The organism is Nonomuraea sp. NPDC049695 (assembly GCF_040674955.1).
GTDB classification, from domain to species: domain Bacteria; phylum Actinomycetota; class Actinomycetes; order Streptosporangiales; family Streptosporangiaceae; genus Nonomuraea; species Nonomuraea helvata.
On record NZ_JBFANV010000013.1, the window covers coordinates 119,826 to 144,525 of the forward strand.

Here is a 24,700-nt window from a genome sequence, read left to right on the forward strand (position 1 = left end):
GACACCATACGGAAACGGCCGCGTCCTAGCGTCGGCATGATGGCCAGTCCCCAGGGAGGTTCGAGAGTGTTCAACTCCGCCGACGACGTCCTGAAGTTCATCAGTGACGAAGGGGTGCAGTTCGTCGATGTCAGGTTCACCGACCTGCCGGGGACGACGCACCACTTCACCTTCCCGGTAGAAAACTTCAGCGCGAGTGTCTTCACCGACGGACTCATGTTCGACGGCTCGTCGATCCGAGGCTTTCAGGCGATCCACGAGTCCGACATGCTTCTGCTGCCCGACCCGTCCAGCGCGGTCGTGGACCCGTTCCGCCAGCACAAGACGCTCAACATCAACTTCTTCGTGCACGACCCGCTGACCGGCGAGGCCTACAGCCGCGACCCGCGCAACGTGGCACGCAAGGCAGAGGAATACCTCAAGGGCACGGGCATCGCCGACACGGTCTACTTCGGCCCCGAGGCCGAGTTCTACATCTTCGACGACGTGCGCTTCGAGACGAGGCAGAACGCCGGCTACTACTACATCGACTCCATCGAGGGCGCCTGGAACACCGGCAAGTCGACCGAGGGCGGCAACCTCGGCTACAAGCCGCGCTACAAGGGCGGTTACTTCCCGGTGCCGCCGATGGACCACTTCACCGACCTGCGCTCCGAGATGGTGCGCAACCTCATCGAGTGCGGCATCGACGTCGAGATGCAGCACCACGAGGTCGGCACGGCGGGCCAGGCGGAGATCGACTTCAAGTTCGGCACGCTGCTCAAGACCGCCGACAACCTGATGCTCTACAAGTACGTGATCAAGAGCACGGCCCTCGAGTACGGCCACACGGTCACGTTCATGCCCAAGCCCATCTTCGGCGACAACGGCTCGGGCATGCACTGCCACCAGTCGCTGTGGAAGGACGGCTCGCCGCTCTTCTACGACGAGGTCGGCTACGCGGGCCTGTCCGACACGGCCCGCTACTACATCGGCGGCCTGCTCAGGCACGCCCCGTCGCTGCTGGCCTTCACCAACCCGACGGTCAACTCCTACCACCGTCTGGTCCCCGGCTACGAGGCCCCGGTCAACCTGGTCTACTCCCAGCGCAACCGCTCGGCCTGCGTCCGCATCCCGATCACGGGCTCCAACCCGAAGGCCAAGCGCATCGAGTTCCGGGTGCCCGACCCGTCGTGCAACCCGTACTTCGCGTTCTCGGCCATGCTGATGGCGGGCCTCGACGGCATCCGCAACAAGATCGAGCCGCCGGAGCCGGTCGACAAGGACCTCTACGAGCTGCCGCCGGAGGAGGCCCGCAACATCCCGCAGGTGCCCGGCTCGCTGCCCGAGGTGCTCAGCGCGCTGGAGGCCGACCACGACTACCTGCTCGAGGGCGGCGTGTTCACGCCTGACCTGATCGAGACGTGGGTCTCGTACAAGCGGGAGAACGAGGTCGACCCGATCCGGCTGCGTCCGCACCCGCACGAGTTCGAGATGTACTACGACGTCTAGCGGTTGCGGGGCCGCGTCCACGGCCGCCCTGGTCGACTCCTCGGAGTCCGGCCAGAGGCGGCCGTCGCGTTCGGCGGCTCTGCCCCGTACGTTCAGCGATCGGCGCGGCCATGCCGGTATCCGATCCGATATTCGATCCCCTGCCGGTGGAGTTGCCAGGCGACGGTGACCGCGACGGCGGCCCCCACGGTGAGCAGCTGGACCGGTTCGAGGCGGTTGCTCTCGTGCCACGCCAGAGGCATCCAGGTGATCGCCGCCACGTAGACGAGGTTGGCGAGCCACAGGATCGCTGCGGCGATGGGGAGGATGTGACGCATTGGGCCCCCCTTTGTACGGTGCGGAAGGCTTTCCGCTACTCGTAGCATCGCCCAAATAATCATCGAAATACATTGTGGCGAAGATCGCGCCGAGTAAAAGAACTCGCCGCCGCGAGCTGACTACCGAGAGTAGTCGTTGAATTACCGCGCAATATGGCGAATCCCGCTTTTGGGGCTATTCCGATTCCTCTACTTCAATGCGGACAAGTTCCTTGAAGCGCCTGCCAGCTTCGGCCGCCTCAGCCTCGGCCTGCTCCTGCAACCGCCGGACACGCTCACGCTCCGAATCCCTGAACTGCTCCAGGATCGCCCGCCGCCGCGCCGGAAGCTTCGCCAGCAACGCGTCGACCTCCGGGTCCTCGGCGAGAGCGGCAAGCGTGCTGCCCGCGCCACCCGGCACCAGACCGGCCAGCCGCAGCGCCTCGTCCCGGTCGATGTCGAGCGTCGCCGCCAGCGCGAACACCGTGTCCGGCTGCGGCTTCGCCGACCGCAGCCGATGAATGGTGGCCCGGTCGACGCCCGACTGCTCCGCCAGCTTCAACTGGGTCCAGCCGCGCCTGATCCGCTCATGATTGACGCGGTCGTAGAAGGGCCGCGCGGGACCCGCCCGCCTGCCGTCTTCACCCATGTTGCAAGTTGTAGCACAGCTGTGGCACCCCGAGGCTTTCAGCTTCAACATCAACTCATTTTTGCGCTGACCGGTGCTGCTCATTGCTGTAATGATGTTGCATGTTGTAGCGTCCGGGGCACGGATGCAACATCTCGCTATACCGGGGAGGTGGCATGACCCCCATGACCGAAAAGACCCTGCCGCCGGGCCTGCACCCCTTTCGTCACCAGAGGCCCCGATGGATCCCACTGCGGTGATCGTCGCCCTCATCGGCGCGCTGGCGAGCATCGCCGCGGCCGTCGTCGCCGCTGTCGCCACCGCCAGGAGCGCCGGCAGGAGCGCCGAGTCCGCCGAGCGCGCCGCTCTGCACCAGGTCGAGGCCGACGCCTACAAGCGGGCCCGGGAGACGTACGAGGGCGCTATGGCCCGCATGGAGAGCGAACTGGAGCGGCAGGCACGCGAGCTGGACGTGCTGCACAGGCAGATGGCCCGCAGGGCCCGCCGGCGACGCGCCGCCGGCCTGGTCCGGTGGGCCATGAGGAAGCCGTCTGAAGGACCGAGCGGCTAGAACTCGAACCGGGGAGAGGACGGGGTCAGGATCGCTGTCTTCGAGGCGCCGGTCCAGACGGCGGCCAGCTCGTCCGCGACGGTGGCCGTCAGGCGTTCGACGTCCGCACCGGCCGTGTCGTGCAGCGCCTCCGCGACGATCAGGACGTCGGTGGTCGTGTCGCGGACGGCCGAGTGGCCGCTCTGGCGGTTGGTCCAGCGGCGGGCGTGCGCCCTGCCCTCCGCGTCGGCGAAGACGACCTCGCCGGGCGGCGGGTGCTCCGTCTCGCCGGAGAAGGTCAGGTACGTCTCGTCGCCCGCCGCGTACCTGACCTCCACGTACTGCGAGATCTTGGAGAGGTCGAACACCGCCACCGGGACGGCGTACGCGATGGAGACCGCGTTACAGAGGTCGATCAGCGGGTGCAGGCGCGGCAGCGCGCCTTCCTTCCTGAAGCGCCGCAGCAACGACTCCGACGCGCAGCGGTACTGGGTCGGCTTGAGGCCCATCTTCGAGAACGCCCGCCGCCACGCCTGGATCTCCGGCAGCTCGCCTTCCGAGGAGGTCGCGAGCCGCTTGGCGGCGAGCTCGGCGAACCGGGCGACCTGGTCGTCAACGGAGACGTCCGCCGTGATGCCCTTCGCGACGAGCACCCCGGGGACGAGCTCGGGGAAGTCACGCCAGATGTCACTCGAATGCTGGAAACGCACGGTCACCTCGTCATAGCACCACTTGAGATCGATCACGATACTCGCGTCGGGCCCGTGGCGGCGGGCGGAGCGGCGGTGCGGGCGCGGCGGGCGGCCAGGCCGTAGCAGGCGCAGGTCAGCGCGGTCAGGACGGCCGCCGTCGGCAGGGGGTGGCTCACGACGCCCATGACCGCCACGCCGAGGGTGGCGCCGACCTGGCGGAAGGCGTTCAGGACGCCGCCCGCCGTACCGGCCGTGCCCGGGGGCGCGCTGTTGATCATGCCCGCCATCAGCGCGGGCAGCACGAACGACAGCCCGAACCCCATCACCACCAGCCACGGCGCCGCCACGTCCGTCAGGGCGACCCCCGTCAGGCCGGCCGCGAGCAGGGCGAGGCCGCCCAGGATCGGCGGGCGGGGGCCGTAGCGGGCCACCAGCCGGCCGGTGAGCAGCGGGTTCACGGTCATGGGGAGGGTCAGCGGGAGGAAGGCCAGCCCGGCGGCCAGCGGGGCCAGGTGGCGGGTGTCCTGAAGGAGGAGGGTGAGGACGAACAGGGCGCCGGCGAAGGCGAAGTTGGCCACCGTGCCCGCCAGCAGCTCGGGCCAGGTGGCGGCGAGCAGGCCGCCCGGCAGGGCCGGCGCCTTGCTGCGGCGCTCCGCGAGCACCACCGCCGCCAGGGCGACCGCCGCCAGGATGCCCGCCACCGTCGAGGCGTCGATCAGGGCCTCCGCCACCAGTCCCAGGAACGCGCAGGCCAGGGCCTGCACCCGCCAGTCGATCAGGCGGTGGCCGCGCGGCGAGCGGACCCGGCGCATGGCCAGCAGGCTGATCAGGGCGATGGGCGGGTTGAGCAGGAACACGGCGCGCCAGCCGGACAGGTCCACGAGGAGGCCGCCGAGCAGCGGGCCGGCGGCGAGCGCGGTGCCCGTGATGGCGGCCCAGAGGCCGGTGGCGCGGGCGCGGGCGGCCGGGTCGGGGAAGAGCTGCGGGAGCAGGCCCAGCGAGCCGCCCGTGCAGAGCGCCCCCGCCAGGCCGAGCAGGGCCCGCAGCGCGATCAGCACGCCCAGGTGCGGGGCCGCGGCGCTCAGCAGCGAGATCACGCCGAACGCCGCCACGCCGGCCTTGAAGATCCGGGCCGCGCCGTACCGGTCGGCCACCGCTCCCCCGGTGAGCAGCGCGGCGGCGAAGGCGACCGTGTACGCGTTCACCGCCCACTGCTGCCCGGCCAGCGAGCCGCCCAGCGAGGCCCGCAGGTCGGGCAGCGCGATCGTCAGCACGGTCGTGTCGAGGATCACGAGGAAGTAGGCGAGGGAGAATCCGAACATCATGCCCCTCAGCGTGCTGAAACGCCGCATCCACCCTCAACAGGCGCGGTCTGAGGGGGCGTTCGGAAAAACCGTATGCTGCTTTCTATGGACTTGCGCCAGTTGCGGGGTTTTGTCGCGGTGGCCGGGGCGGGCACCGTCACCGAAGCGGCGAACACCCTCGGTCTCGCCCCCGCGTCCGTGTCCGAGCAGGTGCGCAGGCTCGAGCAGAGCCTCGGGGTGACCCTCTTCGAGCGCACTCCTCAGGGGATGCGCCTGACCGAGCGGGGCGCCACGCTGCTGGCGCGGGCGCAGGAGCTGCTCGACCACGCCGACGAGGTACGCCGCGCCGTCACCGGGCAGCGCCGCCGGGTGACGATCGGCACGCTGGAGATGCTGGCCGCGGCCCGGCTGCCCGCCGTGATCCGCCTCCTGTCGGAACGCCGCCCCGACCTCGACGTGGCCGTGCGTACCCTGACCAGGGGGGCGCTGCTGGCCGGGGTGACGAGCGGCGAGCTGGACGTGGCCCTGCTGCTGGACACGGGGCTGTGGGTCGGCGGGCTCGGCTTCACCATGCCCGAGGACACGGGCTCGGGGGCGGCCGCTGGATCAAGGGCGCCCGACCTGGACTTCCTGGATGTGGGCGAGGTCAGGCTGTCGCTGGTCGCGGCGCCGGGCGGTGACCGGGAGCCGCTGCTGGTCAGCGCCGCCGGCTGCTCGATCCGGCTGGCGGCCGAGCGGGCGTTCGGCCCGGAGGTGCCGCGCAGGGAGCTGACCGGCATCGCGACCGCCCGCGAGTGGGCCAGGCAGGGGCTCGGCAGCGCGCTGCTGCCGGACTTCGCGCTGGAGCCCGACCTGGCCTCGGGCGCGCTCGTGGAGCTCGACTTCGACGCGCCGGCGCTGGCGCTGCGGCTGGTCTGGCTGCGCGGCCGCGAGCCCGCCCTGCGCGACGTCCTCTACGCCATGAGCGCCTGACGAACTTACGGGCGCTTGAGGTGGTAGACCACCTGGGGATAAAGAGGGCTGTCCGGGGCGAGCCGCGGGTGGTCGAAGTCGGCCAGGTGGGTCATCCCCAGGCGCTTCATCACGGCCTGGGACCGGGTGTTGCGCTGGGCCGTCATGGAGATGATCTCGTCCAGCCCGGCCTCGTCGAACGCGTACCTGACGGCCTCCCTGGCCGCCTCGGTGGCGTACCCGTGGCCCCAGGCCGGCCGCGCCAGCCGCCACCCCACCTCGCAGGCGGGCAGGAACGGCGCGTCGAACGACGGCCAGATCAGACCGGTGGCACCGATGAACTCCCCGCTCTCGCGCACCTCCAGCGCCCACCACCCGTAGCCGTGCCTGTCGAACTCCGCCTCGATCTTGTCGACCATGCGGTCGCTCTCGGCGCGGGTGAGCGAGGCCGGGAAGTGCTCCATCACCTCGGGGTCGGCGTTCATGGCGGCGAAGGGCTCCCGGTCCTCGTCGCGCCATCTGCGCATGATCAATCGCTGGGTCCGCATCCGAGCCACGATAGTGCGGGACGGGCGTTCACAGCACGCGGCTGAGGAAGGCCTTGGTGCGCGGGCTGCTCGGATTGTCCAGAACGTCCGCGGGCGTGCCCGACTCGACCACGACGCCGCCGTCCATGAACACCACCCGGTCGGCCACCTCGCGCGCGAACCCGACCTCGTGGGTCACCACGATCATGGTGAGCCCGTCCTCGGCGAGCCCCTTCATGGTGGCCAGCACCTCCCCCACGAGCTCGGGGTCGAGCGCGCTGGTCGGCTCGTCGAAGAGCATCAGCTTGGGCCGCATGGCCAGCGCCCTGGCGATGGCGACCCGCTGCTGCTGCCCACCGGACAGCTGCCTCGGGTAGCTGCCCGCCTTGTCCTCGAGGCCGACGCGGCGCAGCAGGGCGAGCGCCTGTTCCCTGGCCTGCTCGCGCGACTCGCCGCGGACGCCGACCGGCGCCTCCATGACGTTCTGCAACGCCGTGAAGTGCGGGAACAGGTTGAACTGCTGGAAGACCATGCCGATCTCGCGGCGCTGGCGGGTGATCTCGCGCTTGCGCAGGTGCCGCACCTTGCCGCCGGACGCCTCGAACCCGATCAGCTCGCCGTCGACGTGGATGGCGCCGCCGTCGATGGTCTCCAGGTGGTTCACGCAGCGCAGGAACGTCGACTTGCCGGAGCCGGACGGGCCGAGGATGACCACGACCTCCCCCGGCTGGACGTCCAGGTCGATGCCCTTGAGGACCTCGAGGTGGCCGAAGTGCTTGCGTACGGCGCGGGCGTGGACCATGGGGACGGTCACGGCGTCACCTTCTTGGGAGAGCGGAACATGAGGAAGGCCCAGAAGCTCTGCGGGGCGTTCCTGGTGGCGCCGCGCGCGTAGTGGCGTTCGATGAACGACTGGCCGACGTACAGGATCGAGGTGATCACCAGGTACCAGACGCACGCCACGATGAGCAGCGGGATGGTCTGGAAGGTGCGGTTGTAGATCGACTGCACCGTGTAGAGCAGGTCGGCCAGCGCGATGACGCTCACCAGCGACGTGGCCTTCAGCATGCTGATCACCTGGCTCCCGGTGGGCGGGATGATGAAGCGCATGGCCTGGGGCAGCACGATCCTGCGGAAGGTACGCGCGTTGCTCATGCCGAGCGCCGAGGCGGCCTCGGTCTGGCCGGGGTCCACCGACATGAGCCCGCCGCGGATGATCTCGGCCATGTACGCGCCCTCGTTCAGCCCGAGCCCGAGGATGGCCGCGAGCAGCGGGGTGATGAGCTGGTTGGTGTCGGCGCTCAGGAACTCCGGACCGAAGGGGATGCCGAAGGAGATCTTCGGCAGCAGGTACGACAGGTTGTACCAGAGCACGAGCTGCACCAGCACCGGCGTGCCACGGAAGAACCAGACGTAGAGCCCGCAGGCGCCCCGGGCGACCGGGTTCTCCGAGAGCCGGCCGATCGCCAGCAGCACCCCGAGGACCACGCCGACGACCATCGCGATCACGGTGAGCAGCAGCGTGGTGAAGATGCCCTGGCCGATGATCTGCGCGTTGACGTACCTGAAGACCACGTCCCACTGGAAGTTGGGGTTCGTGACCAGCAGGCTGACGAGCTGGGCCGCCAGCACCAGCAGGACGATCGAGGCGACCCAGCGCAGCGGATGGCGGGTGCGCGAGGCGCCCGCGACGTCGACTTCCGGCAGGCTCATGACGCCGCCAGGTTGACGCCGGCCTTGTCCAGCTTGTTGTCGGACGTGCCCCACTTATCCATGATCTTGGCGTAGGTGCCGTTGTCCATGAGCTTCTGGATGCCGTCCTTCAGCACGTCACGCAGCGGCGAGTCCTTGGCGACGACGGCCCCCTGGTAGAGGTCGTCGAACCCGTTGCTCTGCCCCTTGCCCGCCAGCTCCAGCTTGCCGCCGGCCTGCGCCACGAAGTACGTGAGCGGCGCCTGGGAGGAGAAGAACCCGTCCGCCCGGCCCGAGCTGACCGCCAGTACCGAGGTGGGCTGGTCCTTGTACGACTGCACGGTGATCTTCGGCTTGCCCTCCTTGGCGCACGTCTCGGACTGGCCCTTGATCACCGCCTCGGCGGAGCCGCCGGCCATGACCGAGATCTTCAGCCCGCACGTGTCCGCCACCGAGTTGATCTTGTGCGGGTTGCCCTTCGGCACGGCGAAGACGACGAACTCCTTGACCCAGTCCACGAAGTCGTTGGACTTCTGCCGGTCCTGGAAGTCGCCCACCGGGCCGATGGCCACGTCGTAGCGGCCCGAGGCGATGCCGGTGAGCTGGCTGGGCAGGCCGTCCACGGTGACGTGCTCGATCTTGACGCCGAGCACCTGGCCGAGCGCCTCCGACAGGTCGGCCGCCGCGCCGGTCATGGATCTGCCGTCCGCCCCGGCGATCTCGTACGGCGGGAAGGAGCCGTTGTTCACCGAGACCAGCTTGCCCGCGCTCTTCACCTTGTCGGGCAGCCGGTCGTACAGGGCCTGGTCCTTGCCCTGGGCGGCCACGGCGCCGGAGGCGGCGGGCTGCGAGCTCAGGGCCCCCTCCGCCTCCTCGGGGTTGGCGCCGCAGCCCGCCAGCAGGAGGGCGGCGCCGAGCAGGGCAGCCGTCGCGTACTTAGACATGTCGCTCCAATCGGGGGTCGACGGCGAAGCGCCGGTTCTCGAGGACGGGGAGGCTGAGGCGGGCTCGTTCGAGCTCTTCGGCCGAGGCGTCGGCCCACAGCAGGCCCGGCGCGTCGCCGAGGCGGGCCCGGGTGATGCCGAGCGGGTCGACGACCATGCTGGTCCCGATGTTGCGGCGGCCGCACTCGCCGGACGCCGCCGCGTACACGGTGTTCTCCAGGGCGCGGGCGGTGACCATGACCTCCCAGTGCCACTCCTTGGCCGGGCCGCGCACCCACGCGGTGGGCAGCGCGATGACCTGGGCGCCCTGGTCGGCCAGGAGCCTGGCCAGCTCGGGGAAACGCACGTCGTAGCAGGTCATCATGCCGACCTTCCAGCCGGCGACGTCGATCACCACGGGCGCGTTCGTGCCGGGCACGACGTTGTCGGACTCGCGCCGGCCGAAGGCGTCGTACAGGTGCAGCTTGGTGTACGTCCCGACGATCTCGCCGTCCCTGGCGGCCACCAGGACGTTGAACACGCGGCCGTCGCCCGACGGGGTGTGCACGCCGGCGATCACGGTGGTGGACGAGCCGCGCGTACGCTCGACCAGCCCGCTGACGAACGGCCCGTCCAACGGCTGTGCGGCCTCGCGGATGCGCGTGGGCTCGTCGACGAAGAGCGCCATCGCGCCCTCGGGCAGCACCAGCAGGTCGGCGCCGCCTTCGACGGACCGGTCGATCAGGTCCTGGCAGGTCTTGAGGTTGTCCGTCCAGTCCTCCGAGGAGGCGAACTGTCCAACGGCGATTCTCATAGGTCGAAGACCTCCTCGGGTCGGATCGGGCGGGACGAGATTCCCTGGGCGTGGAGCTCTTCGCAGAAGGCGGCGACCATGGCGGCGTTGGGCGCGAGACCGTACGGCATCCAGTCGGGACCGAAGGTCCTGGCCGTCTCCATCAGGTCGGCGAGCAGCCACGGCGTGGTGTCGGCGAGCAGCCGCCGCCGGGCCAGCCAGTGGCGCTTGGACCGTTCGAACAGGTCCTGCACGGCCCGCGGCAGCCCCGGGTCGCGCTCGACGGCCTCGCGCTTCAGCGTCACCAGGTGGATGCCGGGCACGAAGCCGGTCTGCCGGTAGTAGGCCAGCTCGGCGGCCCGGTGGTCGGGGAGCAGGTGGCGGAAGCGGCTCTCGGAGGTGAACAGCTCGTCGGGCATGAACGGCGTCATGATCGCGTCGTAGCGGCCCTCGGCGAGCCCTTCGGCCAGGCCGTCGCCGGTCAGCGTGACGTTGTCGGGGAAGGGCACGGGGCCGACACGGTCCTTGCCGGTCTCGCCGGTGACCAGCGGGCCGACCGTCCACTCGATGCCCCCGATGTCCACGCCGGCGGCCCTGAGCAGGGCCCGCGTCCAGGTGTTGCCGGAGTCGGGCCAGCCGGTCAGGCCGATGCGGGCGCCCTTGAGCTCGTCGAACGAGGTCAGCTCGCTGTCGCGGCGGACGAGGACGCAGCGCTGCCGGAAGCCGCGCATCACGAAGACGGGCAGGCCGACCAGGCGGTCGTCGCCGGCGGCGCGGCCGAGCACGTACCTGCTGAAGGACGTCTCGCCGCCGTCCAGGCCCGGCTCGCTCAGGACGTCGGGGGTGACGGCGCGGGACTCGAGGTCCAGCTCGAATCCCTCGGGCCGTACCTGCCCCGTCGCCACCGGCACGAGATGGTCCCAATCCCGCAGACCTAGCCGAATACGCACAAACACCCCAAAAGTTCCCTTGCCGTGAATTGCTGGAAACCATATGTTCAGGCGAACACCCCACACAAGAAGATCTTTGTTGCTGAACAAAGATTTACAGGAGGTCACGTGGAAGCCAGCCGGCTGGCGCAGCAGATCGGCGAGCCGACCGCGCGCGGGATCGCCGCCGCTCTGACCGACCTGATCAGGCAGGGCACGGTCACGGCGCAGACGCGCCTGCCGACGGTGCGGAGCCTGGCCAGGGAGCTGGGCGTCAGCTCGGGGACCGTGGCCGAGGCCTGGTCGGAGCTGCGCAGACACGGGATGATCCAGACCGACCGCCGCCGCGGCACGGTGGTGCTCGGGCCGCCCGATGTGCCGCGTCCCATCCGGTACGAGCGCATCGGCCACTGGGGCGACCGGCTGGCCATCGACCTGGCCATCGCCTCGCCCGACCCGGCGCTGCTGCCGCCGCTGGAGGCCGCGCTGATCGCCGCCGCCGGCACGGACCGGCTCAACGACTACACACGTGAGACGATCACGCCGCGGTTGCGTGCCGCCGTGGAGCCGGCCTGGCCGTTCCCGGCGCGGGGCTGGCTCGCGGTGGGCGGCGGGTACGAGGGGGTGCAGCTGCTCTGCCAGACGACCGCGCTGCCCGGCGACAGGATCGCCATCGAGGAGCCGACCGGCGCCCGGCTGCTGGACATCCTGGAGACGATCGGCGTCCAGATCATCCCCGTGGCCTGCGACGAGCACGGGCCGATCCCCGGCGCGCTGGCCAGGGCGCTGCGGGCCAGGCCGGTGGCGTTCGTCTACCAGCCGCGCGGCCAGTCGCCCTGCGGCCACGCCGTGACCGCCGAGCGCTCCGCCGAGCTGGCCGATCTCCTGGAGCCGACGTCGACGCTGATCGTGGAGGACGACGGGATCGGCGAGCTGTCCGTCTCACCGATGGTGAGCATGGGGACGCGCTTTCCCGACCGTACGGTGCTGGTGCGCTCGTACTCCAAGTCGCACGGCCCCGACCTGCGCATCGCGGTTCTCGGCGGGGCGGCGGACGCGGTGGAGCGGGTGCGCGTGCTGCGGAGCTTCGGCACCGGCTGGACCAGCCGGATCCTCCAGGACACGCTGGCCCACCTGCTCGGCGACGGCGAGGTGCGGGCCCGCGTCGAACACGCCCGCGCGGTCTACGCGGGGCGGCGGGCGCGGCTGGCGTCGGAGCTGGCGGCACGCGGCGTGCGCACGGGCGGCCGGGACGGGCTCGTGCTCTGGGTGCCGGTGCGCGAGGAGTCGGCGGCGCTGGTCACGCTGGCCGCGCACGGGATCTCCGTGGCGGCGGGCAGCCGGTACGTCATCCGGCCGGCCACCGCGCACCACCTGCGGCTGGCCACGGCCAGGCTCACCGACGACGACACCGAGCTGGCGGACCTGGCCGACGTGATCACCCTGGCGGCCAGAGGGGGGCTCACCGCCGGGACTTGATGCCGGTGATGCGCCGGAGCACGTCCCACCAGAACGGCGCCCCGAACAGCAGCGCCACGTACGTCAGCAGGAAGCCGGGCCAGTGGCTCGGCGTGCTGATCCGGTCCCACCACAGGGCGCCGTTCCACCGGACGGACGGGTCGCCCTGCTCCGGGATCGACACGCTGACCAGCGACTGGCCGAGCATCTTGACCAGCGCGGGCTCGCTGAGCGTCTCGGTGACGCACGGCATCGGGTCGCCGCCCGTGCAGCGCGCCTTGAGCTCGTTGTACGCGTCCGGCCCCGACTCCGCGACGGCCGTCACCGAGGCGCGGAAGGCGTTGTCGCGCATCAGCGCCTTGGCGTACTCCAGCCCGTCCATGGTGAACACCAGCGTCACGAACAGGCCGAGCACGGCGACGACCCACTTGACGTAGCGCTTGTAGAGCATGGACAGCCGCTGCATCTCCCCGTCGAACCAGCTCTCCACGCCCTGCCTGAACCGGTCGAGGTCGCGCTGCGCCGTCTCCCACACGCCCTTGAGGTGGCCGTACAGGGGGCTGCGCATCTCCTTGAGCTTCGCCAAGAGCCCCTCGACGCCGTCCGGCTCGACCGCCGCCAGCTCCATCAGGGCCACCGCGAAGCGTCCTGGCGGGATGTTCGCGATGCTGGTCCGGCCGCTCTTCGGGTGGTCGATCCCCTGGACGCGCTGGTAGAACAGGTTGACCATGGCGTCCTCGGCCTTGGTCTCCTGCGCCGGCACCACGCCCGGCTCGGCGGGCGCGGGCTGGTCGCTGTGCTTGGGACGCGGGTCGCGGGCGAAGGGCAGCGACGCGAAGACGTCACGCACCTTGGCCGGCAGCCATGACCTGCCCTGCTTGTCGGAGCCGTCCATGGTGTCCCTGAGGTAGGCCCACAGGAACTTGCTACGGATGGCGAGCAGCCGCACGAACGCCTCGTTCAGGCCGCTCACCAGCAGCGACAGCAGCAGGAACGACACCACCAGGCCGAGGGCCAGATCCACGTAAACGGATAACACCGCGCCTTGATACACCCGCTGACGAGTCCGATCAAGCCCCGTAAAAAACTCGATCCACCACTTGTCGTGCGCGGCGCGTCACGCGGCGGTAGTCGTCCAGGAAGTCCTCCGAGCCGTCCGGCGGGTAGCCGAGCGTCTGGGCGATCAGCTTGCGCTCCCCCGCGTCACGCGGGACGCTGTCGCCGGCGCGGCCCTTCACCAGCATGATCGCGTCGCGGATGCGGGAGGCGAAGCGCCACGCCTCGGCGAGCACGGCCTCGTCGGCCGGCGCGAGCAGGCCCTCCCCCACGGCCGCGCGCAGGGCCTCGAGCGTACGGGTGGTGCGCAGCGACGGCAGCCCGCCCGCGTAGCGGAGCTGCAGCAGCTGGGCCACCCACTCCACGTCGGACAGCCCGCCCGGTCCCAGCTTGGTGTGCAGGGCCGGGTCGGCGCCGCGCGGCAGGCGTTCGGCCTCCATGCGGGCCTTGAGCCGCCTGATCTCCCTGACCGCGTCGTCGTGCAGGCCGCCCTGCGGGTAGCGCAGCTCGTCGATCATCGACGTGAACTGCTCGCCCAGCTCCCGGTCGCCCGCCGAGAACCTGGCCCGCAGCAGTGCCTGCGACTCCCACGGCGACGACCAGCGCGCGTAGTAGGCGCGGTAGGAGGCCAGCGTCCGCACCAGCGGGCCCTGCCGCCCCTCGGGACGCAGGTCGAGGTCGACGGTCAGCGGCGGGTCGGGGGCGGGCAGCGACAGCAGCCGGCGCACCTCGTTGGCCACGGCGAACGCGGTGTCCGTGGCCTCGCGCTCCGCCACCCCGGGCCGCGGCGAGTGGACGAACATGACGTCGGCGTCGCTGGCGTAGGAGCACTCCATGCCGCCGAGCCGGCCCATGGCGATGACGGCGAACCTCGTGACGTCCGGGACCTTGGCCAGGGCGGCGTCGAGCGCGGCCTGCAGGGTCACGTCGGTCAGGGCCGACAGGGCGCCCCCGACCGTCTCGATGTCGATGAGCCGGAAGATGTCGGCCACGGCCGTACGGAACAGCTCTTTCCTGCGCAGCGCCCGTACGGACGCCACGGCGGTCTCGGCATCGCCCGCGTGCCTGGTGACCGCCGCGGCGGCCTCGCCCCGCAGCGACTCCGGGGACCGGACGGCGAGCTCCTGGTCCGAGCCCAGCATCGCGACCGCCTCGGGCGCGTGCAGGATCAGGCCGGTCGCGTAGCGGCCGGCGCCGAGCACGCGCGCCATCCTGGACGCCACCGCCGTCTCGTCGCGCAGCAGCCGCAGATACCACGGCGTGCTGCCCAGTTTGTCGCTCACCTGCCGGAACCCGAGCAGCGCCCCGTCCGGGTCGGGCGTGTCGGCGAACCAGCCGAGCATGACGGGCAGCAGCGTGCGCTGGATCGCGGCCCGCCTGGACACGCCGGCGGCCAGGGCGGTGATGTGGCGCAGCGCCCCGGCGGGATCGACGTAGCCGAGCGCCTCCAGCCTGGCCTGGGCCGCCGTGGCCGACAGCCGCGCCTCCGACTCCTGCAGCCGCGACACGGCCTGCAGCAGCGGCCGGTAGAACAGCTTCTCGTGCAGCCGCCGCGCCTCCCTGGCGTGCCGCCGCCACCGCGCCGTGAACTCTCCCACCGGATCGGGCTGCATGCCGAGCGCCCGGCCCAGCCTGCGCAGGTCGGACTCGTCGGTGGGCACGATGTGGGTGCGCCGCAGCCGGTGCAGCTGCAGCAGGTGCTCCACCTGGCGCAGGAACGAGTACGCCTCGGCGAGACTGCGCGAGTCGTCACGGCCGACGTACCCGCCCCTGGAGAGCGCGGCCAGCGCGGGCAGCGTGGCCCTGCGGCGCAGCAGGGGGTCGAGCCTGCCGTGGACGAGCTGGAGCAGCTGCACCGCGAACTCGATGTCGCGCAGCCCGCCCGGCCCCAGCTTCAGCTGGCGGTCCCCTTCCGCGCGCACGTGCGCCTCGACCCGCCGGCGCATGGCCTGCACGTCCTCGACGAAGTGCTCGCGGGTGGCCGCCGACCACACCAGGTCGTTGACCGCCTCCACGTAGGCGGCTCCCAGCTCCATGTCGCCCGCGACCGGGCGGGCCTTGAGCAGCGCCTGGAACTCCCACGTCTTGGCCCAGCGCCGGTAGTAGGCCAGGTGGCTGCCGAGCGTGCGCACCAGCGGGCCCGACCTGCCCTCGGGCCGCAGGCCCGCGTCCACCTCCCACAGCGAGCCCTCGGACGTGGTGTCGGCGCAGGCCCGCATCATGGCCTGGGCCAGCCGGGTCGCGGTACGCAGCGCCTTGGTCTCGTCGGCCCCCTCCCGCGGCTCGGCCACGAAGATCACGTCTACGTCGCTGATGTAGTTGAGCTCCCTGGCGCCGCACTTGCCCATGCCGATGACCGCCAGGCGTACCTCGCTGTCGTCGATCTCGGCCCGCGCGATGGCGAGCGCGGCCTCCAGCGCGGCGCCGGCGAGGTCGGACAGCTCGGCCATGACCTCCGCGGGCGTGGCCTCCCCCGTGAGGTCGCGTGCGGCGAGATGCATCAGCCTGCCGCGGTAGGCCACGCGGAGCGCATTCAGCGGGTCATCGCCGGTGGCGGCGCCGGCGCCCCGGGCGTTGGCGGCTGCGGGACTCCCGCTGTCGGCGCTTCCGCTGGCGGCCACCTCCCCTGGCTCGGCGCCGACCGCCTTCAGGAACGCGGTCCGTGGGTCGCCCAGGTGTGGCTGGGCGAGGAGCGCGACCTGGCCGGGGTGGCGCACCAGGTGCTCGCCGAGGGCGGCGCTGACGCCGAGCACGGCCAGCAGCCGCGCGCGCAGGTGCTCGTCGCCGCGGACGGTGTCGAGCACGGCGGGCTCGCGCTCGGCCAGGCGGGTCAGCGAGACCAGCGCCTGGTCCGGGTCGGCCACGTCCACCAGGAACTCCAGGAGATCGTCCACGTCGACTCCCGCCTGACGGACGAGCTGGGCGGCCCTGGCGCCATCGGCGAACCCGAGCTTGGCGAGCCTCGCGGCGGTGGATTCGATCCTGGGCACCCCTCCATCTTGTCAGCCCGCTTCGGCATACCATAGGGAACGCAACGTTGCGTTGCATTTCTTCTGGAGGTGAGGTCCATGGTTCCCTCAACCGTCACGTGGGGGCTGCTGGCGGCGTGGGCGGTGCACGACGCCGAGGAGCTGGCGACCATGGCGGGCTGGACGCGCAAGGCCCGGGAGCGGTGGCCCTGGGTTCCCGAGGTGTCGCAGCGGCACGTGAACGTGGCCATCGGGCTCATGGGCGGTGTGGTGGCGGGGGCCTCGGCGCTGGGGGCGCGTACGGGCGGGCGGAGCCCGGTCTTTCAGGCCGCGCTGCTGGGGTTCGGGGCTCATGGGGTGGCGCACCTGGCGCAGGCGGCGGTGGCCCGGAGGTACACGCCCGGGGTGGTGACCGCGCCCGTGGTGGTCATCCCGTTCTCGGTGTGGGCCTGGCGGCGCCTGCGGGCCGACGGGGTGCCGGTGCGGGCGGGGGCGTCCGGCTGGCCGGGGGTGGCGGCGTTCCCGCTGCTCGTGGGCGGCGTCCACGTCCTGGCCCACGCGCTCACCCGCCCCCGGGCGCACGGGAAGGACACCCGGCCTCCGGCGCTCCGGAGGCCGGGGTTCAGGCGCGACCGCTGGTTCTGATCACCTCGGCGAACGCCTCCGCGACCGGCCGCCAGGTGGCGACGAGCGCGTTCTCGGCCGCCTTGACCTCGGCGTTCAGCTCCTCGGCCGTGTCCAGGCCGGACCCGGAGGTCCAGGAGGTGAAGATCTCCGGGGTGGCCTCGGGATGGAACTGCACCGCCCACGCGGCGGCGCCGAGCCGGTAGGCCTGGTTCGGATACTGGGCCCCGGTCATGAGCGGCACCGCGCCGTCGGGCAGCCGCGTCATGGTGTCCTGGTGATACTGGACGGCCACGGCCGTGCCGACCCCCGCCAGCAGCCGGTCGTCCGCCGCCGCGGGCAGCGCGACCACCTCGCGGGCGCCCACCTCGAGCCCGTTCGTGCCGCGTTCGACCGTGCCGCCGCAGGCCAGGGTGAGCAGCTGCGCCCCCAGGCAGATGGCCAGCGTGGGCGTGCTCTCGTCGACGGCCCGGCGCAGCAGGTCGCGGGTGGCGGGCTGCCAGGGGCTCCGCTCGTCCTCCCAGGCCGCCGCCGCACCGCCGAGCACGATCAGCCCGTCCGCCGGGCGCGCGGGAATCTCCTCGCCCAGGTACGGCCGTACGACGTCGCAGGCCGGCCCGAGCCATTCGCCGAGGTACCCGAGGCCCGCCTCGGCCTCGTGCTCGATCACGGTGATACGCATATCAGGCAATGTAACCGCCACGCGGGCGGGCGATCACCTGTGGGCCAGGCGTACCGTGGCCGGACGTTTCTCCCTAAGCTCCGACTATGGGATTCGAGTTCGACGATGTCGCCGGTCAGCGCATCGCGACGTTCGGAACGGGACCGCGCACGATCATCGCGGTCCACGGGATCACGGCCTCGCTGATGGCATGGGGCGCGGTGGGGCGGCGGCTGCCGGAGGGATGGCGTCTGGTCGCGATGGACCTGCGCGGTCGCGGGCACAGCGCCTCGCTGCCCGGCCCGTACGGGCTCCCGAGGCACGCCGAGGACGTCCTGCGCGTCGCCGACCACGTCGGGGCGGGTCCGGACGCGGTGCTGACCGGGCACTCGATGGGCGCGTACGTCGCCGCCCTGGCCGCCGCCGAACGGGACTTCGCACGGGTGGTGCTGGTGGACGGCGGCCTCCCCCTGCCGCCGCTGCCCGAGGACGCGGATGTCGACGCGGTCATGGAGGCCACGCTCGGACCGGCGATCGCCCGGCTGCGCCGGACGTTCCCCACCGCCGACGCGTACGTCGACTTCTTCAAGGCGCATCCGGCCTTCGCCGGACAGTGGAACGCCGACGTGGAGGCGTACGTCCGCTACGACCTGACGGGCCCCGAGGGTGCGCTGCGATCAAGAGCGGTGGAGGAGGCGGTGCTGCAGGACGGGCGCTGGCTGCGGCTGGAACCGGAGGCCATCGCGGCCGCCCTCGGATCCGTCCGGGCACCGCTCACCCTGCTCAGAGCACCCCGCGGACTGCTCAACCAGGACATCGGCTTCCTCCCCGACGATCTGGCCCTGCCCTGGGCCGCCCGCCTGCCGGGGCTGCGCGACGAGGTGATCCCGGACTGCAACCACTACACGATCCTGTTCGACGACCGCTGCGCGTCGGCCGTCGTCACCCACCTCACCTCTCCGGCCTGATCCCCCCTCGGCGGTCACCGGCGGTCGCGGCGGCTCCCCACCCCGTGACCGAACATGAACGCGAACTGACGGGTAGCTTAATGATCGCCGCCACCTGTTCCCTCATGTTGATCATGCCTCTTACGATCACGCCGCAACGATGGTCAAACCTCTCCCAGAGGCGCGCGAATCGGAGATCGAAGAGTGGCATTATCCCGCACCCGCGTCCACCGGACGACCCCGGCGGACCGGGCCATCGCGGCCGTGCTCTCCGTGGCACTGGCCGTAACCGTCGCGGACATCCCCACGGCGTACGCAGACACCCCCTCACCCCAACCCCCACAGGCGGCCATCCCGCCCGACCCCTCCACCGCTCCGGCCGGGCCCAGCGCGCCCGACGAGAGCTCGGCCAAGCTCACCGCCCGCCTCACCGGCAAGCGGGTCGAGATCGAATCGGCACGTACCGAGGCCTCCTCCACCTACGCCAACCCCGACGGCACCCTCACCGAGGAGATGTTCGCCGGGCCGGTCAGGGTGCGCGACGGCGCCGGGTGGAAGCCCGTCGATCTCGCGCTCACGGCGGCCGCCGACGGCACGGTAACCCCTAAATCGCACGGCAGGGCGCTGCGCATCGGCGGCGGCGCGAGCGGCGCCAAGCAGGCCGCGGCCGCCGGGACCGACCTGATCAGCGTGGCCGCCGGGGATGCCCGCGTGACCCTGCGCTGGCCGGGAGCGCTCCCGTCGCCGCAGGTGTCGGGCCAGAGCGTCACCTACCCCGGCGTGCTGCCCGGCGCCGACCTGACGGTCACCGCGACCAGGACGGGCGCCGAGCAGTTCCTGCTGCTCAAGCAGCGGCCCACCGCCCCGCTGTCCTACCGGCTCAGGCTGGACGCCCCCGGACTCAAGGCCCGCCAGGCCAAGGACGGCGGCGTCGAACTGGTGGGCAAGGGCGGCAAGGTCGCCGCGACCGTGCCCGCGCCCGTGATGTGGGACGCGCGGGTGGACCAGTCCTCCGGCGAGCACCCGCATCGCGCGCCGGTGAAGATGGAGGTGTCGGGCAAGGACCTCGTGCTCACGCCCGACCCCGCCTTCCTGAACGACCCCGCCACCGCCTACCCGGTCACCGTCGACCCGTCGGTCAACGTGGGCGAGGTGTTCGACACGTTCGTGCAGCAGGGCTACAACACCGACAATTCCGCCTCCACCGAACTCAAGCTCGGCAACAACGGCAGCGGGCAGATCGCCAAGTCGTTCATCACCTGGAACACCTCCGGCCTGGCCGGACAGAAGATCATTTCCGCCACGCTCAACCTGTGGAACTTCCACTCCTGGTCGTGCACGGCCAAGAACTGGGAGGTGTGGAGCGCCGACCAGGCCTCCGCCTCCAGCCGCTACCCGGGCCCCGCCATGGCGGCCAAGTACGCCACCTCCAGCCAGACCAAGGGCTTCAGCTCCAGCTGCGCCGACGGCTGGGTCAGCGCCAACGTCACGTCGCTGGCCCAGTACTGGGCGGACAAGGGCTGGGCCAAGTCCGGCATGGGGCTGCGCGCCTCGGACGAGTCCGACCCGTACGGATGGAAGCGGTTCAACTCCGGCAACGCGGCCTCGCACACGCCGTACATCGCGGTGACCTACAACGGCAACCCGAGCACGCCGCTCTCCGTCTGGACCAGCCCGAACAGCGAGGTGAACAGCACCCTCTACACCAACTCGGCGACGCCGCGGCTGTACGCCCACGTCGGCGACGCCGACGGCGGCAACGTGCGCGCCAAGTTCGAGGTGTACGACGGCAGCACCGCGGTCATCACCGGCCTGTACGGCGCGTACGTGGCCTCCGGCGGTTTCTCGGACGCCGCGGTGCCGGCCGGCAAGCTGGCCAACGGCCGCACCTACACGCTCAAGGGCTGGGGCAACGACGGCTCGCTGGACTCCCTGCAGCCCCAGTCCCGGCAGTTCACCGTCGACACCACGCGGCCGCCCGCGCCCAAGCTGACCAGCGGCTCCCACCCGGACTCCGGATGGCACGGCGACGCCGGCGAGGCTGCCTCGTTCACCGCCACACCGGCCGACTCCGACGTAGCCAAGATCGCCTACCGGCTCGACGACGGTGACACGGCCACGGCGGCCACGACCGGCGCGGCCGTCACGTTCACGGTGGCGCCGCAGGCCGCGGGGCCGCACACGCTGACGACGTACGCGCTGGACCGGGCGGGCAACGCCTCTGAGGCGGTGACGTACCGCTTCAACGTCGGGGCGGGCGCGCTGGCCGCGCCGGCCGACGGCACGCGTACGGCCCGCCGCACCGAGCTGGCCGCCACCGGGCGCGGCGAGTACGACCGGGTGACCTTCCAGTGGCGGCGCGCGTCGACCGACACCTGGGCCGACATCCCCGTCGCACAGGTGCTCGGCGCCGACGGCAAGCCGCTGACGGCCTGGCCGGTCGCGGCGAAGGTGGCCGACGGCACCGCGACGGTGTCGGGGCTGACCTGGAACCTGGTCGACCAGCTCGGCGGCGACGGCGCCGTCCAGGTCCGCGCCGTGTTCGCCAACGCCTCGGACTCGGCGAGCACGCCGGCCGCCGACGTGGTCGCGGACCGGCAGGCGTCGGGGGCCGAGACGCAGAACGTCGGACCGGGCAGCGTCAACCTGCTGACCGGCGACTTCCGGGTGGAGGAGAGCGAGGCCGAGCTGTTCGGCCTGGCGCTGTCGAGGACGATCTCCTCGCGCGACCCCAAGGCCGGCGCCAAGATCGCCTCTCAGGCGTCTCCGTTCGGCCCAGAATGGTCGGCCGGCGGCGTGTCGGACGTCGCCGACTCCGAGTACGCGGCGCTGCGCGAGACCTCCGCCAGCTCCGTCGAGGTCACCCTGGTGGACGGGACGCCCATCCAGTTCACCAAGACCGGCAGCGGCTGGAAGCCGGAGGAGGGCGCCGAGGACCTGACGCTGACCGGCTCCTACACGCTCAAGGACGCCGACGGCGTGGTCACCACGTTCACCAAGCCCTCGGGCGCGACGTCGTACCTGCCGGCCACGACGACCCCGCCCGGCGCGAACAACATCACCCGCTACGTCTACGAGGCCGCGAGCGGCGCCCAGCGGCTCAAGGCGGTCATCGCGCCCACCAGCGGGGTGTCCGACCTCGGCACGGACTGCGCACTGCCCTCGCCCAAGACCGGCTGCCGGGTGCTGGAGCTCGTCTACGCCACGCAGACCGGCGGCGGCGACTACGCGGGCCGGGTCAAGCAGGTGCTGTTCCACGACTCCGGCACGCCCGTGGCCGTCGCGCAGTACGCCTACGACGGCGCCGGCCGCCTGGTCCAGTCGTGGGACCCGCGCATCGCACCGGCGCTCAAGACGGCGTACGGCTACGACACCGGCGGCCGCCTCACCTCGCTCACCTCCCCGGGACAGCTCCCGTGGACGTTCGTCTACGACGCCGACGGCAGGCTGACCAGCGCGGTCAGGCAGGCGCTCAAGGCGGGCACGGCCGACCAGGTGGAGGGCGAGAACCGCACCTCCATCGTCTACAACGTGCCGCTGGACAAGGCCGCAGGTGGACCGGCCGACCTGCGGCCGCAGCACACCGCGGCCTGGGGGCAGCACGACAACCCCACCGACGCCACCGCCGTCTTCCCCGGCGACCAGATCCCCGACGGCCGCTCCTGGACCAGGGCCACCGTCACCTACCTCGACGCCAACGGGCGGCAGGTCAACCAGCTCACGCCGGGCGGCCACCTGTCGGCCACCGAGCACGACAAGTTCGGCAACGTCGTGCGCGAGCTGTCGGAGGGCAACCGCGAGCTGGCGCTCGGCGCCTCACCGCGCCTGGCCGAGCTCGGCCTCTCCGGGCTGCCCACGGCCGAACGGGCCGAGCTGCTGTCCAAGCGTTCGACGTACAACGACGACGGCACCCGGGAGCTGGAGACCCTCGGTCCGCTGCACGTCGTGTCGGTGGGCGGCGAGGACACGGCGGCCAGGGAGCACACCGTCAGCACCTACGACCAGGGGCGTCCCGGTGACGCGCCCACCAAGGACCTGGTGACCAGGACCGAGGTGAGCGCACGCCTGCTCAGCGGCGAGGACCGGGACACGCGCGTGACCGCCACCGAGTACGACTGGGCGCTCGGCAAGCCGCTCAAGACCGTCAAGGACCCCGGCGGGCTGAACCTGGTGACGGCCACGTCGTACGACGGCGACGGCAACCCCGTCAAGAGCGTGCTGCCCAAGGGCAACGACGCGGCCACCACGATCACCACGTACTACACCGCCTCCGGCAGCGCGCCGTGCGGCGGCAAGCCGGCGTGGGCGGGACTGGTGTGCCGGACGGCGCCCGCCGGGAAGATCACCGGAGGCGGCGACAACCCCGACGAACTGCCCACCGCCATCACCACCTACGACCGCTACGGCAACCCGCTGACGGTCTCCGAGACCGCCAACGGCGTCACCCGCGTCACCAACACCGCCTACGACCCGGCGGGACGCCAGATCCGCCAGTGGATCACCGGCGGCGTCGGCGAGGCGCTGGGCGCCGTGGCCACGGTGTACGCGCCCGACTCCGGCGAGGTGGCCGAGCTGCAGCGTCTGGACGCCGCGGGCAACGTCACCGAGCGGATCGTCTCGGCCTATGACAAGCTCGGCCGGCGGATGTCCTACACCGACGCCGACGCCGGGGTGGTCAAGACCGAGTACGACCTGCTCGACCGGACCACGAAGGTGACCGACTCCGCGCCGTCCACCGTCACCTACGGCTACGACACCGCGGCCGAGCCGCGTGGCCTGGCCGTGACGATGACGGACTCGGTGGCGGGCACGTTCACCGCCCGTTACGACGCCGACGGGGAGTTCGCCTCCGGCGACCTGCCCGGAGGCCTGCACGTGAGCGTGACCGACGACGAGACCGGCACCGATGTCTCGCGCGTCTACACCAAGGACGGGCTGGACCAGCCCGTGCTGAGCGAGCAGGTCATCGAGTCGGTCCACGGCCAGTGGGCCGCGGACGCGCGCGGCGACGCCGGGTACGAGCGGGCCTACGGCTACGACAAGGCCGGCCGCCTGACCTCGGCCAGGGAGTCGGCGGGCGGCGTGTGCACGCTGCGCCGCTACGCCTTCGACGACAACTCCAACCGGACCCGCCTGGCCACCCAGTCCCAGGAGGGCACGTGCCCGGAGGCCGACGACGCCGCGGCGGAGATCACCTCCTACGCCTACGACTCCGGGGACCGGCTGGTCGGTGACGGCTACCGCTACGACGCGCTCGGCCGTACGACCGCCCTGCCGGGCGGGACGACGTTCGACTACCACGTCAACGACCTGGCCCGCCGGCAGACCGCGGGCGACCAGACGATGACCTGGTCGCTGGACCCGGCCGACCGGTTCAGGTCCACCGCCGCCGCGGCGGGCACCGTCGTGAACCACTACGGCTCCGAGGGCGACTCGCCGCGCTGGAGCGCCGAGCCCGGCGGCAACGTGCTCAGGAACGTCTCCGGCTTCGACGGCGACCTGGCGGCCATCACCGGCGCGAACGGCGACATCCGCCTGCAGCTGACCACGCTGCACGGCGACGTCGGCACCGAGTACACGCTGGGCACCGCGACCGCCACCGTGGTGGACGCCGACGAGTACGGGGTGGCGCGCGGCCCGGCCCGCAGGTACGGCTGGCTGGGCGGCAAGCAGCGCGCCGCCGACACGCTGGACGGCACCATGCTCATGGGCGTGCGGCTCTACAACCCGTCGCTGGGCCGGTTCCTGCAGCTCGACCCGGTGGAGGGCGGCAGCGCCAACGCCTACGAGTACTGCTCGGGCGACCCGGTCAACTGCACCGACCTGGACGGCAAGTGGGGCTGCGGCTGGTGCCGCAAGCTCCGCCACAAGGCCAGGCACGTCTGGCGCCGGGCCAAGGTCCACTACCGGTCGTTCCGGTACGGCTGGAACACCCGCCGGGGCCTGGGCGGCTTCGTCCACCGGTGGGCGAGCAGCGGCCGGCGCTGGGTCAGCCGGGGCTCCTTCATCGTCGGCGTGGGCTTCGGCACCTACAGCTGTCTCCGCAGGCGGACCATGAGAGGGTGCGCCAAGGCGTACTGGGAGAACAGCGCGATCGGCGGCCTGTCCGGTGCGCTGTACGGCATCGGCCGCGGGGCGTGGCGGGGCCGCCACTGGTGGCGCCGCACACACCGGTGGTGACACACCTGAGTGAATGACGTACGGCCCCT

At 71.7% G+C, this 24,700-nt stretch carries 20 protein-coding genes; 7 read left to right on the forward strand and 13 right to left on the reverse strand.

The window, feature by feature from the left end:
* The first annotated feature begins 66 nt into the window (after nucleotides 1–66).
* Nucleotides 67–1,491 (forward strand): type I glutamate--ammonia ligase, encoded by a 1,425-nt coding sequence (glnA, locus tag AB0J64_RS14765; protein WP_364026082.1) that lies wholly within the window; start codon nucleotides 67–69, stop codon nucleotides 1,489–1,491.
* A gap of 92 nt (nucleotides 1,492–1,583) precedes the next feature.
* On the opposite strand, the gene AB0J64_RS14770 is transcribed toward glnA, so the two are convergent.
* Both AB0J64_RS14770 and AB0J64_RS14775 read right to left on the reverse strand, forming a co-directional pair.
* Nucleotides 1,584–1,808, reverse strand: a complete 225-nt coding sequence (locus tag AB0J64_RS14770; protein WP_364026085.1) for a hypothetical protein — start codon at nucleotides 1,806–1,808, stop codon at nucleotides 1,584–1,586.
* A gap of 175 nt (nucleotides 1,809–1,983) precedes the next feature.
* The gene (locus AB0J64_RS14775; RefSeq protein ID WP_364026088.1) at nucleotides 1,984–2,520 is read right to left on the reverse strand and encodes a helix-turn-helix domain-containing protein; all 537 of its coding nucleotides are present in this window, start codon (nucleotides 2,518–2,520) and stop codon (nucleotides 1,984–1,986) included.
* Nucleotides 2,521–2,656: 136 nt separating this feature from the next.
* Between AB0J64_RS14775 and AB0J64_RS14780 the strand changes: the two genes are divergently transcribed.
* Nucleotides 2,657–2,986: a hypothetical protein gene (locus tag AB0J64_RS14780; protein ID WP_364026091.1), complete on the forward strand. Its 330-nt coding sequence runs from the start codon at nucleotides 2,657–2,659 to the stop codon at nucleotides 2,984–2,986.
* On the opposite strand, the gene AB0J64_RS14785 is transcribed toward AB0J64_RS14780, so the two are convergent.
* Nucleotides 2,983–3,711: a phenylalanine--tRNA ligase beta subunit-related protein gene (locus AB0J64_RS14785; RefSeq protein WP_364026094.1), complete on the reverse strand. Its 729-nt coding sequence runs from the start codon at nucleotides 3,709–3,711 to the stop codon at nucleotides 2,983–2,985. The two genes, AB0J64_RS14780 and AB0J64_RS14785, sit on opposite strands and share 4 nt — an antisense overlap.
* The gene (locus AB0J64_RS14790) at nucleotides 3,708–4,982 is read right to left on the reverse strand and encodes an MFS transporter (protein WP_364026097.1); all 1,275 of its coding nucleotides are present in this window, start codon (nucleotides 4,980–4,982) and stop codon (nucleotides 3,708–3,710) included. Before AB0J64_RS14790 ends, AB0J64_RS14785 begins: the two co-directional genes overlap by 4 nt.
* A gap of 84 nt (nucleotides 4,983–5,066) precedes the next feature.
* Between AB0J64_RS14790 and AB0J64_RS14795 the strand changes: the two genes are divergently transcribed.
* Nucleotides 5,067–5,933, forward strand: coding sequence for a LysR family transcriptional regulator (locus AB0J64_RS14795; RefSeq protein ID WP_364026100.1), 867 nt, complete (start codon nucleotides 5,067–5,069; stop codon nucleotides 5,931–5,933).
* A gap of 5 nt (nucleotides 5,934–5,938) precedes the next feature.
* Here the strand turns inward: AB0J64_RS14795 and AB0J64_RS14800 are convergent, their stop codons facing one another.
* Genes AB0J64_RS14800 through AB0J64_RS14825 form a run of 6 tightly spaced genes read right to left on the reverse strand, consistent with a single transcriptional unit; the run spans nucleotide 5,939 to nucleotide 10,758 of the window.
* Nucleotides 5,939–6,460: a GNAT family N-acetyltransferase gene (locus tag AB0J64_RS14800; RefSeq protein ID WP_364026103.1), complete on the reverse strand. Its 522-nt coding sequence runs from the start codon at nucleotides 6,458–6,460 to the stop codon at nucleotides 5,939–5,941.
* A gap of 28 nt (nucleotides 6,461–6,488) precedes the next feature.
* On the reverse strand, nucleotides 6,489–7,241 hold the full coding sequence (locus AB0J64_RS14805) for an amino acid ABC transporter ATP-binding protein (RefSeq protein ID WP_364026219.1): 753 nt from the start codon (nucleotides 7,239–7,241) through the stop codon (nucleotides 6,489–6,491).
* Between the two features lie 8 nt (nucleotides 7,242–7,249).
* Entirely contained in the window at nucleotides 7,250–8,152 is a 903-nt protein-coding gene (locus AB0J64_RS14810; RefSeq protein WP_364026106.1) for an amino acid ABC transporter permease, read from the reverse strand.
* A complete protein-coding gene (locus AB0J64_RS14815; RefSeq protein WP_364026109.1) occupies nucleotides 8,149–9,075 on the reverse strand; it encodes an ABC transporter substrate-binding protein in 927 nt (308 codons plus the stop codon). Before AB0J64_RS14815 ends, AB0J64_RS14810 begins: the two co-directional genes overlap by 4 nt.
* Nucleotides 9,068–9,868: a deaminated glutathione amidase gene (locus AB0J64_RS14820; protein WP_364026112.1), complete on the reverse strand. Its 801-nt coding sequence runs from the start codon at nucleotides 9,866–9,868 to the stop codon at nucleotides 9,068–9,070. The genes AB0J64_RS14815 and AB0J64_RS14820 overlap by 8 nt, the downstream gene beginning before the upstream one ends.
* Nucleotides 9,865–10,758 (reverse strand): hypothetical protein, encoded by an 894-nt coding sequence (locus tag AB0J64_RS14825; protein WP_364026115.1) that lies wholly within the window; start codon nucleotides 10,756–10,758, stop codon nucleotides 9,865–9,867. Before AB0J64_RS14825 ends, AB0J64_RS14820 begins: the two co-directional genes overlap by 4 nt.
* 147 nt (nucleotides 10,759–10,905) lie before the next feature.
* On the opposite strand from AB0J64_RS14825, the gene AB0J64_RS14830 reads away from it, so the two are divergent.
* A complete protein-coding gene (locus AB0J64_RS14830; protein WP_364026118.1) occupies nucleotides 10,906–12,255 on the forward strand; it encodes a PLP-dependent aminotransferase family protein in 1,350 nt (449 codons plus the stop codon).
* Here AB0J64_RS14830 and AB0J64_RS14835 read toward each other — a convergent pair.
* Both AB0J64_RS14835 and AB0J64_RS14840 read right to left on the reverse strand, forming a co-directional pair.
* Nucleotides 12,239–13,273, reverse strand: coding sequence for a hypothetical protein (locus AB0J64_RS14835; RefSeq protein ID WP_364026121.1), 1,035 nt, complete (start codon nucleotides 13,271–13,273; stop codon nucleotides 12,239–12,241). The genes AB0J64_RS14830 and AB0J64_RS14835 overlap by 17 nt on opposite strands.
* 31 nt (nucleotides 13,274–13,304) lie before the next feature.
* Nucleotides 13,305–16,280 carry a bifunctional [glutamine synthetase] adenylyltransferase/[glutamine synthetase]-adenylyl-L-tyrosine phosphorylase gene (locus AB0J64_RS14840; RefSeq protein ID WP_364026124.1) on the reverse strand — a complete coding sequence of 992 codons (2,976 nt, stop codon included), beginning with the start codon at nucleotides 16,278–16,280 and terminating at the stop codon, nucleotides 13,305–13,307.
* A 78-nt stretch (nucleotides 16,281–16,358) separates the two neighbouring features.
* Between AB0J64_RS14840 and AB0J64_RS14845 the strand changes: the two genes are divergently transcribed.
* A complete protein-coding gene (locus tag AB0J64_RS14845; protein ID WP_364026127.1) occupies nucleotides 16,359–16,904 on the forward strand; it encodes an HXXEE domain-containing protein in 546 nt (181 codons plus the stop codon).
* On the opposite strand, the gene AB0J64_RS14850 is transcribed toward AB0J64_RS14845, so the two are convergent.
* Nucleotides 16,882–17,565, reverse strand: coding sequence for a type 1 glutamine amidotransferase (locus AB0J64_RS14850; protein WP_364026129.1), 684 nt, complete (start codon nucleotides 17,563–17,565; stop codon nucleotides 16,882–16,884). The two genes, AB0J64_RS14845 and AB0J64_RS14850, sit on opposite strands and share 23 nt — an antisense overlap.
* An 86-nt stretch (nucleotides 17,566–17,651) precedes the next feature.
* Here AB0J64_RS14850 and AB0J64_RS14855 point away from each other — a divergent pair, with 86 nt between their 5' ends.
* Both AB0J64_RS14855 and AB0J64_RS14860 read left to right on the forward strand, forming a co-directional pair.
* Nucleotides 17,652–18,512: an alpha/beta hydrolase gene (locus AB0J64_RS14855; RefSeq protein WP_364026132.1), complete on the forward strand. Its 861-nt coding sequence runs from the start codon at nucleotides 17,652–17,654 to the stop codon at nucleotides 18,510–18,512.
* Between the two features lie 183 nt (nucleotides 18,513–18,695).
* A complete protein-coding gene (locus AB0J64_RS14860) occupies nucleotides 18,696–24,671 on the forward strand; it encodes a DNRLRE domain-containing protein (RefSeq protein WP_364026135.1) in 5,976 nt (1,991 codons plus the stop codon).
* Nucleotides 24,672–24,700: the final 29 nt, after the last annotated feature.

What these genes read in the sequence shown, in the direction of transcription:
- AB0J64_RS14770 (WP_364026085.1), bottom strand. Translation starts at nt 1,808, where the DNA reads ATGCGTCACATCCTCCCCATCGCCGCAGCGATCCTGTGGCTCGCCAAC.
- AB0J64_RS14775 (WP_364026088.1), bottom strand. Translation starts at nt 2,520, where the DNA reads ATGAGCAGCACCGGTCAGCGCAAAAATGAGTTGATGTTGAAGCTGAAA.
- AB0J64_RS14780 (WP_364026091.1), top strand. Translation starts at nt 2,657, where the DNA reads ATGGATCCCACTGCGGTGATCGTCGCCCTCATCGGCGCGCTGGCGAGC.
- AB0J64_RS14790 (WP_364026097.1), bottom strand. Translation starts at nt 4,982, where the DNA reads ATGATGTTCGGATTCTCCCTCGCCTACTTCCTCGTGATCCTCGACACG.
- AB0J64_RS14795 (WP_364026100.1), top strand. Translation starts at nt 5,067, where the DNA reads ATGGACTTGCGCCAGTTGCGGGGTTTTGTCGCGGTGGCCGGGGCGGGC.
- AB0J64_RS14800 (WP_364026103.1), bottom strand. Translation starts at nt 6,460, where the DNA reads ATGCGGACCCAGCGATTGATCATGCGCAGATGGCGCGACGAGGACCGG.
- AB0J64_RS14805 (WP_364026219.1), bottom strand. Translation starts at nt 7,241, where the DNA reads ATGGTCCACGCCCGCGCCGTACGCAAGCACTTCGGCCACCTCGAGGTC.
- AB0J64_RS14810 (WP_364026106.1), bottom strand. Translation starts at nt 8,152, where the DNA reads ATGAGCCTGCCGGAAGTCGACGTCGCGGGCGCCTCGCGCACCCGCCAT.
- AB0J64_RS14815 (WP_364026109.1), bottom strand. Translation starts at nt 9,075, where the DNA reads ATGTCTAAGTACGCGACGGCTGCCCTGCTCGGCGCCGCCCTCCTGCTG.
- AB0J64_RS14820 (WP_364026112.1), bottom strand. Translation starts at nt 9,868, where the DNA reads ATGAGAATCGCCGTTGGACAGTTCGCCTCCTCGGAGGACTGGACGGAC.
- AB0J64_RS14845 (WP_364026127.1), top strand. Translation starts at nt 16,359, where the DNA reads ATGGTTCCCTCAACCGTCACGTGGGGGCTGCTGGCGGCGTGGGCGGTG.
- AB0J64_RS14850 (WP_364026129.1), bottom strand. Translation starts at nt 17,565, where the DNA reads ATGCGTATCACCGTGATCGAGCACGAGGCCGAGGCGGGCCTCGGGTAC.
- AB0J64_RS14855 (WP_364026132.1), top strand. Translation starts at nt 17,652, where the DNA reads ATGGGATTCGAGTTCGACGATGTCGCCGGTCAGCGCATCGCGACGTTC.